Annotated in this window: 13 protein-coding genes; all 13 read left to right on the plus strand. The window is 56.6% G+C overall.

Translation table 11 applies throughout. From position 1 onward, the window contains the following. Positions 1-156 precede the first annotated feature (156 nt). Positions 157-2,055 carry a tRNA uridine-5-carboxymethylaminomethyl(34) synthesis enzyme MnmG gene (gene mnmG, locus F8N43_RS12725; protein WP_150630638.1) on the plus strand — a complete coding sequence of 633 codons (1,899 nt, stop codon included), beginning with the start codon at positions 157-159 and terminating at the stop codon, positions 2,053-2,055. Further along, positions 2,052-2,696, plus strand: coding sequence for a 16S rRNA (guanine(527)-N(7))-methyltransferase RsmG (gene rsmG / locus F8N43_RS12730; protein WP_150630637.1), 645 nt, complete (start codon positions 2,052-2,054; stop codon positions 2,694-2,696). The genes mnmG and rsmG overlap by 4 nt, the downstream gene beginning before the upstream one ends. A gap of 18 nt (positions 2,697-2,714) precedes the next feature. Next, complete coding sequence (locus tag F8N43_RS12735) at positions 2,715-3,512, plus strand: ParA family protein (RefSeq protein ID WP_027926208.1); 798 nt, start codon at positions 2,715-2,717, stop codon at positions 3,510-3,512. A gap of 9 nt (positions 3,513-3,521) precedes the next feature. Continuing rightward, complete coding sequence (locus F8N43_RS12740) at positions 3,522-4,394, plus strand: ParB/RepB/Spo0J family partition protein (RefSeq protein WP_008027541.1); 873 nt, start codon at positions 3,522-3,524, stop codon at positions 4,392-4,394. A gap of 148 nt (positions 4,395-4,542) precedes the next feature. After that, positions 4,543-4,950, plus strand: coding sequence for a F0F1 ATP synthase subunit I (locus F8N43_RS12745; protein WP_150630636.1), 408 nt, complete (start codon positions 4,543-4,545; stop codon positions 4,948-4,950). A gap of 16 nt (positions 4,951-4,966) precedes the next feature. After that, complete coding sequence (gene atpB, locus F8N43_RS12750; protein WP_010465471.1) at positions 4,967-5,836, plus strand: F0F1 ATP synthase subunit A; 870 nt, start codon at positions 4,967-4,969, stop codon at positions 5,834-5,836. Between the two features lie 133 nt (positions 5,837-5,969). After that, positions 5,970-6,227, plus strand: a complete 258-nt coding sequence (atpE, locus tag F8N43_RS12755) for a F0F1 ATP synthase subunit C (RefSeq protein WP_002555987.1) — start codon at positions 5,970-5,972, stop codon at positions 6,225-6,227. A 56-nt stretch (positions 6,228-6,283) separates the two neighbouring features. Beyond that, positions 6,284-6,754 carry a F0F1 ATP synthase subunit B gene (locus F8N43_RS12760; protein ID WP_008027535.1) on the plus strand — a complete coding sequence of 157 codons (471 nt, stop codon included), beginning with the start codon at positions 6,284-6,286 and terminating at the stop codon, positions 6,752-6,754. Between the two features lie 12 nt (positions 6,755-6,766). Beyond that, positions 6,767-7,303 (plus strand): F0F1 ATP synthase subunit delta, encoded by a 537-nt coding sequence (locus F8N43_RS12765; protein ID WP_017341700.1) that lies wholly within the window; start codon positions 6,767-6,769, stop codon positions 7,301-7,303. A 21-nt stretch (positions 7,304-7,324) separates the two neighbouring features. Further along, positions 7,325-8,869 (plus strand): F0F1 ATP synthase subunit alpha, encoded by a 1,545-nt coding sequence (gene atpA / locus F8N43_RS12770; protein WP_008155713.1) that lies wholly within the window; start codon positions 7,325-7,327, stop codon positions 8,867-8,869. 50 nt (positions 8,870-8,919) lie between these two features. Then, positions 8,920-9,780 (plus strand): F0F1 ATP synthase subunit gamma, encoded by an 861-nt coding sequence (gene atpG / locus F8N43_RS12775; RefSeq protein ID WP_150630635.1) that lies wholly within the window; start codon positions 8,920-8,922, stop codon positions 9,778-9,780. Between the two features lie 27 nt (positions 9,781-9,807). Further along, positions 9,808-11,187 (plus strand): F0F1 ATP synthase subunit beta, encoded by a 1,380-nt coding sequence (atpD, locus tag F8N43_RS12780; protein WP_150630634.1) that lies wholly within the window; start codon positions 9,808-9,810, stop codon positions 11,185-11,187. A gap of 45 nt (positions 11,188-11,232) precedes the next feature. Beyond that, entirely contained in the window at positions 11,233-11,658 is a 426-nt protein-coding gene (locus tag F8N43_RS12785) for a F0F1 ATP synthase subunit epsilon (protein WP_075946957.1), read from the plus strand. Positions 11,659-11,765 lie beyond the last annotated feature (107 nt).

Genomic DNA, 11,765 nt, shown 5'->3' on the forward strand with positions numbered 1-11,765 from the left:
TTTTAATTTCTATAACCCCGACTTCTCCACAGCTGGTTAAATTTTGTGCAAAGGGTTCTTTAGGAAGGGCTAAGTCCCTATACTTGTCGACCAGGTCCAAAAACCTGAGCTCAAACTATTCCTGATTACCTAACTGAAGCAGGCACGAGGTGCGTGGTGGATTTCCCTTCCCGTTTTGAAGTGATCGTCATCGGCGGCGGTCATGCCGGTACCGAGGCAGCACTGGCCTCAGCACGTATGGGTGCTAAAACCCTGTTGCTGACGCATAACGTGGAAACCCTTGGTGCCATGAGTTGCAACCCGGCCATTGGCGGGATCGGCAAAAGCCACTTGGTGAAAGAAATCGATGCCCTCGGCGGCGCGATGGCCATGGCTACCGATAAAGGCGGAATTCAGTTTCGCGTGTTGAACAGCCGAAAAGGCCCGGCCGTGCGTGCAACTCGCGCTCAGGCAGACCGGGTTTTGTACAAGGCCGCTGTCCGCGAAGCCTTGGAAAACCAGCCGAACCTGTGGATATTTCAACAAGCCGCTGATGACCTGATCGTTGAACAGGAACAAGTGCGCGGTGTTGTCACCCAAATGGGCCTGCGTTTCCTCGCGGATTCCGTGGTGTTGACCACTGGCACCTTCCTGGGTGGACTTATCCACATCGGCATGCAGAATTATTCCGGTGGTCGTGCCGGTGATCCGCCATCGATCGCTCTGGCTCACCGTCTGCGTGAATTGCCATTGCGGGTTGGTCGTCTGAAAACCGGTACGCCGCCGCGAATCGACGGTCGTTCTGTGGATTTCTCGGTGATGACCGAGCAAGCAGGCGATACACCGATCCCGGTGATGTCGTTCATGGGTTCCAAAGAGCAACACCCGAAACAGGTGAGCTGCTGGATTACCCACACCAATGCCCGCACCCACGAAATCATTGCCGCGAACCTCGATCGTTCGCCGATGTATTCCGATGCAGGGCAGATCGAAGGCATCGGCCCGCGTTATTGCCCGTCGATCGAAGACAAGATCCACCGCTTTGCCGACAAGGAAAGCCATCAGGTCTTCATCGAACCGGAAGGTTTGACCACTCACGAGCTGTACCCGAACGGGATATCCACATCCTTGCCGTTCGACGTGCAATTGCAGATCGTGCAATCGATCCGCGGCATGGAAAACGCGCACATCGTGCGTCCCGGCTACGCCATCGAGTACGACTACTTCGACCCGCGTGACCTGAAGTACAGCCTCGAAACCAAAGTCATCGGCGGTCTGTTTTTCGCCGGTCAAATCAACGGCACTACCGGTTACGAAGAAGCCGGCGCCCAAGGTTTGCTGGCCGGGGCCAACGCCGCACTGCGTGCTCAGGGCAAAGACGCCTGGTGCCCGCGACGCGACGAGGCGTACATCGGAGTGCTGGTCGACGACCTGATTACCTTGGGGACTCAGGAACCGTATCGGATGTTCACATCCCGCGCCGAGTACCGCCTGATCCTGCGCGAAGACAACGCGGACCTGCGCTTGACCGAAAAAGGTCGCGAATTGGGTTTGGTGGATGACGTGCGTTGGGCGGCTTTCTGCAAGAAACGCGAAAGTATCAATCTGGAAGAACAACGCCTGAAAAGTACCTGGGTCCGCCCGGGCACCGAGCAAGGCGATGCGATTTCTGAAAAGTTCGGCACACCGCTGACCCACGAATACAACTTGCTCAACCTGCTGAGCCGTCCGGAAATCGACTACGCTGGTCTGATCGCCGTGACCGGCGGCGGCGCGGAAGATCCACAGGTTGCCGAACAGGTCGAAATCAAGACCAAATACGCCGGATACATCGATCGTCAGCAGGACGAAATCGCGCGTCTGCGGGCCAGTGAAGATACGAAACTGCCTGTGGATATCGATTACACGAACATTTCCGGTCTCTCCAAAGAGATCCAGAGCAAGCTCGGTGCGACCCGTCCAGAAACACTGGGCCAGGCGTCACGCATTCCGGGTGTCACGCCAGCAGCGATTTCGCTGTTGATGATTCATTTGAAAAAACGCGGCGCGGGCCGTCAGTTGGAGCAAAGCGCTTGAGTTCGTTGGTCACCTCGCAACACGCCGAAGAGTTATCCACAGGTGCTCGCCAGCTCGGTGTCGCACTGACCGAAACCCAGCATGCGCAGTTGCTGGGTTATCTGGCCCTGTTGATCAAATGGAACAAGGCTTACAACCTGACCGCCGTGCGCGATCCGGACGAAATGGTCTCGCGTCACCTGCTCGATAGTTTGAGTGTGATGTCGTTCATCGAAAACGGCCGTTGGCTGGACGTTGGCAGCGGTGGCGGCATGCCGGGCATTCCGTTGGCCATCCTGTTTCCAGATTCCCAAGTGACCTGCCTGGACAGCAATGGCAAGAAAACCCGGTTTCTGACCCAGGTCAAACTCGAACTCAAACTCGATAACCTGCAAGTTATCCACAGTCGCGTCGAAGCCTTCCAGCCTGTACAGCCTTTCAACGGGATCATTTCCCGGGCGTTCAGCAGCATGGAGAACTTCAGCAACTGGACGCGTCACCTCGGCGATGCCGATACACGCTGGCTGGCAATGAAGGGCGTTCATCCGGCCGATGAGCTGGTAGCATTGCCGGCAGACTTCCACCTCGATAGCGAACACGCCCTGGCCGTACCTGGTTGCCAAGGCCAACGCCATCTGCTGATACTGCGCCGCACGGCATGATTGGGAACACAAGCAAGAATGGCTAAGGTATTCGCGATAGCGAACCAAAAGGGTGGTGTGGGTAAAACCACCACCTGCATCAACCTCGCAGCTTCCCTGGTTGCTACCAAGCGCCGGGTGCTGTTGATCGATCTCGATCCACAGGGCAACGCCACCATGGGTAGCGGTGTGGATAAACACGGCCTGGAAAACTCGGTCTACGACCTGTTGATCGGCGAATGCGATCTGGCCCAGGCCATGCACTATTCCGAGCACGGTGGTTACCAACTGTTGCCGGCCAACCGTGACCTGACTGCGGCCGAAGTGGTTCTGCTGGAAATGCAGATGAAGGAAAGCCGCCTGCGCAGTGCGTTGGCGCCCATCCGTGAAAACTACGATTACATTTTGATCGACTGCCCGCCGTCGCTGTCGATGCTCACACTGAACGCCCTGGTCGCTGCCGATGGGGTGATTATCCCCATGCAGTGCGAGTACTTCGCCCTCGAAGGCTTGAGCGACCTTGTGGATAACATCAAGCGCATCGCTGAACTGCTGAACCCGAACCTGAAAGTCGAAGGCCTGTTGCGGACGATGTACGACCCGCGCCTGAGCCTGATGAACGACGTGTCCGCGCAGCTCAAGGAACACTTCGGCGAACAGCTCTACGATACGGTTATCCCGCGTAACATCCGCCTGGCTGAGGCGCCAAGCTATGGCATGCCGGCGCTGGCCTACGACAAGACTTCGCGGGGCGCCATTGCTTATCTGGCACTCGCCGGCGAGATGGTTCGCCGTCAGCGCAAAAACTCACGCACTGCCGCTGCTCAGGCAACTTAAGGAATCCCCATGGCCGTCAAGAAACGAGGTCTCGGACGTGGACTGGATGCACTGCTGAGCGGTCCGACCGTCAGCTCGCTGGAAGAGCAGGCTGTACAAGCCGATCAGCGTGAGTTGCAGCATTTGCCCCTGGACCTGATCCAGCGCGGCAAGTACCAGCCACGTCGGGACATGGACCCGCAAGCGCTGGAAGAACTGGCGCAGTCGATCAAGGCCCAGGGTGTGATGCAGCCGATCGTGGTTCGCCCGATCGGCAGCGGCCGCTTCGAAATCATCGCCGGCGAACGCCGCTGGCGTGCGAGCCAGCAGGCTGGCCAGGAAACCATCCCGGCGATGGTTCGCGATGTGCCGGATGAAACCGCCATCGCCATGGCGCTGATCGAGAACATCCAGCGCGAAGACCTCAATCCGATCGAAGAAGCGGTGGCCCTGCAGCGTTTGCAGCAGGAATTCCAGCTGACTCAGCAACAAGTGGCCGAAGCGGTGGGCAAATCCCGCGTGACCGTGGCCAACCTGCTACGCTTGATCGCGTTGCCGGAAGTTATCAAAACCATGCTCTCGCACGGTGACCTGGAAATGGGTCATGCGCGTGCTTTGCTTGGTTTGCCGGAGAATCAACAGGTTGAAGGGGCGCGACATGTTGTCGCACGGGGGCTGACTGTGCGCCAGACTGAAGCACTGGTTCGCCAGTGGTTGAGTGGTAAACAGGAGCCTGCTGAACCGGTAAAGCCGGACCCGGATATCGCCCGACTTGAGCAGCGCCTGGCTGAGCGCCTAGGCTCTGCGGTGCAGATCCGACACGGAAAGAAGGGGAAAGGGCAGTTGGTAATTGGTTACAACTCCCTCGATGAGCTTCAAGGTGTGCTTGCCCACATCCGCTGAAACATTTCCTCATGTAGCGTGCAGTCGGAAATCACTACCTGACAGTTGAATAGGGGCAGAACCGCCCCTATACTCTGCGCGCATTTTGTCGGCACAAATTATGCCAAGTTATTGAATTCTGGCAGCCGATCATTGGGGAGCAAAAACGATGGAGAGCCGCACGCCAAACCGCTTGCCGTTCCATCGCCTGGCAGTTTTTCCGGTGTTGATGGCTCAATTTGTCGTTTTGGTACTGGCCGCTTTGGCGCTCTGGTACTGGCATGGAGTCGTTGCAGGATACTCAGGACTTTGCGGAGGCCTGATAGCCTTGCTGCCCAATGTTTATTTCGCTCACAGGGCATTTCGGTTTTCCGGCGCCCGAGCAGCTCAAGCCATCGTCCGGTCTTTTTATGCCGGCGAGGCTGGCAAACTGATTTTGACGGCAGTGCTCTTTGCATTGACGTTTGCAGGTGTGAAGCCATTGGCGCCGCTAGCTGTATTCGGCGTCTTCGTGTTGACCCAACTGGTCAGCTGGTTCGCGCCCCTGCTGATGAGAACAAGACTTTCGAGACCTTAGGGCGTTTGAGGCAACCATGGCAGAAACAACCGCTTCGGGCTATATCCAGCACCACTTGCAGAACCTGACTTTCGGTCAGCACCCAACCGGCGGGTGGGGTTTTGCCCACACCGCAGCAGAAGCCAAAGAAATGGGCTTCTGGGCTTTCCACGTCGATACACTCGGCTGGTCGGTCGCTTTGGGTCTGATCTTCGTTCTTCTTTTCCGCATGGCGGCAAAGAAGGCGACTTCCGGTCAGCCTGGTGCTTTGCAGAACTTCGTTGAAGTATTGGTCGAATTCGTCGATGGCAGCGTGAAAGACAGCTTCCATGGCCGTAGCCCGGTGATTGCACCGCTGGCACTGACCATCTTCGTCTGGGTCTTCCTGATGAACGCCGTCGACCTGATTCCGGTCGACTGGATTCCTCAGCTGGCCATCCTGATCACTGGCGATGCGCACATTCCGTTCCGTGCCGTATCGACCACTGACCCGAACGCTACCCTGGGCATGGCCCTGTCGGTGTTCGCGTTGATCATTTTCTACAGCATCAAGGTCAAGGGCATCGGCGGTTTCATCGGCGAACTGACCCTGCACCCGTTCGGCAGCAAGAACATCTTCGTTCAGGCCCTGCTGATTCCGGTGAACTTCCTGCTGGAGTTCGTGACGCTGATCGCCAAGCCAATTTCGCTGGCACTGCGTCTGTTCGGCAACATGTACGCCGGCGAGCTGGTCTTCATTCTGATTGCTGTGATGTTCGGCAGCGGTCTGCTCTGGCTTAGCGGCCTGGGCGTAGTTCTGCAGTGGGCGTGGGCTGTGTTCCACATCCTGATCATCACCCTGCAGGCGTTTATCTTCATGATGCTGACCATCGTTTACTTGTCGATGGCGCACGAAGAGAACCATTAAGACCAGTCTCGACTAGTCTGATGTCCCACTCGGTCAAACGAGTGGGGGCCCGAACAGGGCTATGAAACGATTTGTTTTACCGCTTTAAAATCTAAAAAACCTAAACCATACGACGTAAAAGTCGGGAGGAAAGATGGAAACTGTAGTTGGTCTAACCGCTATCGCTGTTGCACTGTTGATCGGCCTGGGCGCACTGGGTACCGCAATTGGTTTCGGCCTGTTGGGCGGCAAGTTCCTGGAAGGCGCAGCGCGTCAGCCAGAAATGGTTCCAATGCTGCAAGTTAAAATGTTCATCGTTGCCGGTCTGCTCGACGCCGTAACCATGATCGGTGTTGGTATCGCTCTGTTCTTCACCTTCGCGAACCCATTCGTTGGTCAACTCGCTGGCTAATCACTCGAACCTTCGAGTGATTGGTTTGATGTGCAACGAACGAGCGAGGTGTTGGCGTGAACATTAATGCAACCCTGATTGGCCAGTCCGTTGCGTTCTTCATTTTTGTACTGTTTTGCATGAAGTTCGTGTGGCCTCCGGTCATCGCGGCTTTGCACGAACGTCAGAAGAAGATCGCGGATGGACTGGACGCTGCCGCCCGAGCAGCTCGCGACCTGGAGTTGGCCCAAGATAAAGCGGGTCAACAACTGCGCGAAGCTAAGGCTCAGGCAGCTGAAATCATTGAGCAAGCCAAGAAACGCGGTAACCAGATTGTTGAAGAGGCTGTTGAAAAAGCCCGTATCGACGCTGACCGTGTAAAGGTTCAGGCTCAGGCCGAGATCGAGCAGGAACTGAACAGTGTCAAAGACGCGCTGCGTGCCCAATTGGGTGCTCTGGCCGTTGGCGGCGCCGAGAAGATCCTGGGTGCCACAATCGATCAAAACGCGCACGCGGAGCTGGTAAACAAACTGGCTGCTGAAATTTAAGCGAGGGCGATCATGGCAGAATTGACCACGTTGGCCCGACCTTACGCTAAGGCAGCCTTCGAGCACGCCCAGGCCCACCAGCAACTGGCCTCTTGGTCAGCCATGCTCGGCCTGGCTGCAGCAGTGTCGCAAGACGACACCATGCAGCGCGTGCTCAAGGCCCCGCGACTGACGAGCGCAGACAAGGCCGCCACGTTTATTGACGTGTGCGGCGACAAGTTTGATGTGAAGGCACAGAACTTCATTAACGTCGTTGCCGAAAACGACCGTCTCCCGCTGTTGCCGGAGATATCCGCTCTGTTCGACCTGTACAAGGCCGAACAAGAGAAGTCGGTAGACGTTGAAGTGACCAGTGCTTTTGCATTGAACCAAGAACAGCAAGACAAACTCGCCAAGGTTCTCAGTGCACGACTCAACCGGGAAGTGCGCCTGCAAGTCGAGGAAGACAAATCCCTTATTGGGGGCATTGTCATCCGCGCCGGCGACCTGGTTATCGATGGCTCGGTTCGCGGCAAACTCGCGAACCTTGCCGAAGCATTGAAATCTTGAGTTTGAAGGGGCAGCAGAGCAATGCAGCAACTCAATCCTTCCGAAATAAGTGAAATTATCAAGGGCCGCATCGACAAGCTCGATGTGACCTCCCAAGCCCGTAACGAAGGCACTGTCGTCAGCGTATCTGACGGTATCGTGCGGATTCACGGTCTGGCCGACGTTATGTACGGCGAGATGATCGAGTTTCCGGGCGGCGTCTTCGGTATGGCTCTCAACCTGGAGCAAGACTCCGTAGGTGCCGTAGTTTTGGGCTCCTACCAGTCTCTGGCTGAAGGCATGAGCGCCAAGTGCACCGGCCGTATCCTCGAAGTTCCGGTTGGTAAGGAACTGCTGGGTCGCGTAGTCGACGCACTGGGTAACCCTGTTGACGGCAAAGGTCCGCTGAACAACACCGAGACCGATGCGGTCGAGAAAGTTGCTCCAGGCGTGATCTGGCGTAAGTCGGTAGACCAGCCTGTACAGACTGGCTACAAGGCTGTCGATGCCATGATCCCTGTCGGCCGTGGCCAGCGTGAGCTGATCATCGGTGACCGTCAGATCGGTAAAACCGCTCTGGCGATCGACGCGATCATCAACCAGAAAAACAGCGGTATTTTCTGCGTCTACGTAGCGATCGGTCAGAAGCAATCGACCATCGCCAACGTGGTTCGCAAGCTGGAAGAAAACGGCGCACTGGCTAACACCATCGTCGTGGCAGCGAGCGCTTCGGAATCTGCAGCACTGCAATTCCTGGCACCGTACTCCGGTTGCACCATGGGTGAATTCTTCCGCGACCGCGGTGAAGACGCGCTGATCGTTTATGACGATCTGTCCAAGCAAGCAGTGGCTTACCGCCAGATTTCCCTGCTGCTGCGCCGTCCACCAGGCCGTGAAGCTTACCCAGGCGACGTGTTCTATCTCCACTCCCGTCTGCTGGAGCGCGCATCCCGCGTTTCGGAAGAATACGTAGAGAAGTTCACCAACGGCGCAGTGACCGGCAAAACCGGTTCCCTGACCGCACTGCCGATCATCGAAACCCAGGCTGGCGACGTTTCCGCGTTCGTTCCGACCAACGTGATTTCCATCACCGACGGTCAGATCTTCCTGGAATCGGCCATGTTCAACTCCGGGATTCGTCCTGCTGTGAACGCCGGTGTTTCGGTATCCCGTGTGGGTGGTGCCGCTCAGACCAAGATCATCAAGAAGCTCTCCGGTGGTATTCGTACCGCTCTGGCTCAGTACCGTGAACTGGCGGCATTCGCCCAGTTCGCTTCTGACCTGGACGAAGCGACCCGTAAGCAACTTGAGCATGGTCAGCGCGTTACCGAGCTGATGAAGCAGAAGCAATACGCACCAATGTCGATCGCTGACATGGCGCTGTCGCTGTATGCCGCTGAGCGTGGGTTCCTGACTGACGTTGAAATCGCCAAGATCGGCAGCTTCGAACAAGCGCTGATTGCTTTCTTCAACCGCGATCACGCCGATTTGATGGCGAAGATCAACGTGAAGGGTGACTTCAATGACGAAATCGACGCTGGCATGAAAGCCGGTATCGAGAAGTTCAAGGCCACCCAAACCTGGTAAGCCGCAGCGGGAGCCGCAAGGCTCCCGCTTGCTAACCTGATAGGTGTTACATGGCAGGCGCAAAAGAGATTCGCAGTAAGATTGCGAGCATCAAAAGCACGCAAAAGATTACCAGCGCCATGGAAAAAGTGGCGGTCAGTAAAATGCGCAAGGCACAAATGCGCATGGCTGCTAGCCGTCCTTACGCGGAGCGCATCCGCCAGGTTATTGGCCATTTGGCCAACGCTAACCCGGAATATCGCCACCCATTCATGATCGAGCGTGAAATCAAGCGCGTTGGTTATGTCGTGGTGAGCAGTGACCGTGGTCTGTGTGGTGGCTTGAACACCAACCTGTTCAAGGCCTTGGTCAAGGACATGGCGAAAAACCGTGAAAACGGCGTCGAGATCGATCTGTGTGTTGTTGGTAGCAAGGGTGCGGCTTTCTTCCGCAACTTCGGCGGAAACGTCGTAGCAGCTATCAGCCACCTGGGTGAAGAGCCATCGATCAATGATCTGATTGGCAGCGTCAAGGTGATGCTGGATGCCTACCTCGATGGTCGTATCGACCGTCTGAGCGTTGTGTCCAACAAGTTCATCAACACCATGACGCAACAGCCTACCGTGGAGCAGTTGATTCCACTGGTGGCAACCCCGGATCAAGAACTCAAGCACCACTGGGACTATCTCTACGAACCGGACGCCAAAGAGCTGCTTGACGGCTTGATGGTCCGTTACGTGGAGTCGCAGGTCTACCAGGCGGTGGTCGAGAACAACGCGGCTGAACAAGCTGCGCGGATGATCGCGATGAAGAACGCTACCGACAACGCCGGTGATTTGATCAGCGATTTGCAGCTGGTCTACAACAAGGCGCGTCAGGCTGCGATCACCCAAGAGATCTCGGAAATCGTCGGCGGCGCTGCCGCGGTTTAACGGTTCAAATATTCAGAGGATCCAGCTATGAGTAGCGGACGTATCGTTCAAATCATCGGCGCCGTTATCGACGTGGAATTCCCACGCGACAGCGTACCGAGCATCTACAACGCTTTGAGTGTAAAAAGCGATGCAGGCACCACTCTTGAAGTTCAGCAGCAGCTGGGCGACGGCGTGGTTCGTACCATTGCGATGGGTTCCACCGAGGGCTTGAAGCGCGGTCTGGAAGTCACCGATTCTGGCGCAGCCATCTCCGTACCGGTCGGTAAAGCGACTCTGGGCCGGATCATGGACGTACTGGGCAACCCGATCGACGAAGCTGGCCCGATCGACACCGAAGAGCGCTGGGGCATTCACCGTCCTGCGCCAACCTTCGCTGAACAAGCGGGCGGCAACGACCTGCTGGAAACCGGCATCAAGGTTATCGACCTGGTTTGCCCGTTCGCCAAGGGCGGTAAAGTGGGTCTGTTCGGTGGTGCCGGTGTAGGCAAAACCGTAAACATGATGGAACTGATCCGTAACATCGCCATCGAGCACAGCGGTTATTCCGTGTTCGCCGGTGTGGGTGAGCGTACTCGTGAGGGTAACGACTTCTACCACGAGATGAAGGATTCCAACGTTCTGGACAAAGTGGCACTGGTTTACGGTCAGATGAACGAGCCGCCGGGTAACCGTCTGCGCGTTGCTCTGACTGGCCTGACCATGGCTGAGAAGTTCCGTGACGAAGGTAACGACGTTCTGCTGTTCGTCGACAACATCTATCGTTACACCCTGGCCGGTACTGAAGTATCCGCACTGCTGGGCCGTATGCCTTCCGCAGTAGGTTACCAGCCGACCCTGGCCGAAGAGATGGGTACTCTGCAAGAGCGTATCACTTCGACCAAAAACGGTTCGATCACCTCGATCCAAGCGGTATACGTACCTGCGGATGACTTGACTGACCCGTCGCCAGCGACCACCTTCGCCCACTTGGACGCCACCGTCGTTCTGTCCCGTGACATCGCTTCCCTGGGTATCTACCCGGCGGTCGATCCACTCGACTCGACTTCGCGTCAGTTGGACCCGAACGTAATCGGTCAGGACCACTACGACACCGCTCGCGGCGTACAGTATGTTCTGCAGCGTTACAAAGAACTGAAGGACATCATTGCGATCCTGGGTATGGACGAGCTGTCGGAAACCGACAAGCAGTTGGTAAACCGTGCTCGTAAGATCCAGCGTTTCTTGTCGCAGCCGTTCTTCGTGGCTGAAGTCTTCACCGGTGCTTCGGGTAAATACGTTTCCCTGAAAGACACCATTGCTGGCTTCAAAGGCATCCTCAACGGTGACTACGACCACCTGCCAGAACAAGCGTTCTACATGGTCGGCGGCATCGAAGAAGCGATCGAGAAAGCCAAGAAACTGTAATCCCGGCGCCCGGCAACGGGCGCTAATTTAGGTTGAGGCAATCAGATGGCTATGACAGTCCATTGCGATATCGTCAGCGCGGAAGGGGAAATCTTTTCCGGCCTGGTCGAGATGGTGATTGCGCACGGTGCACTGGGTGATCTTGGTATCGCCCTGGGTCACGCGCCGTTGATCACTAATCTCAAGCCGGGCCCGATCCGCCTGGTCAAGCAGGGCGGGGAAGAGGAGGTGTATTACATCTCCGGTGGTTTCCTCGAGGTTCAGCCGAACATGGTCAAGGTTCTTGCCGACACCGTGCAACGAGCTGCCGACCTGGACGAAGCCTCCGCTCAGGAAGCCGTTAAGGCTGCCGAGAAGGCCTTGCATGAGCGGGGCGCGGAATTCGATTACGGTTCTGCTTCTGCACGTCTGGCCGAGGCTGCAGCTCAGCTGCGCACCGTCCAGCAGATCCGCAAGAAGTTCGGCCACTAACAGGCCATCACTTGTTGCGCGATTGATTAAAAAGGGTAGCCTCGGCTACCCTTTTTTCTTTTCCGATTTTCATAACCTGGTCGCAGCCGCTGACCACCCAGGATTGG

Origin of the sequence: Pseudomonas fluorescens (assembly GCF_902498065.1) — a bacterium.
In the GTDB taxonomy this organism is placed as follows: domain Bacteria; phylum Pseudomonadota; class Gammaproteobacteria; order Pseudomonadales; family Pseudomonadaceae; genus Aquipseudomonas; species Aquipseudomonas fluorescens_BJ.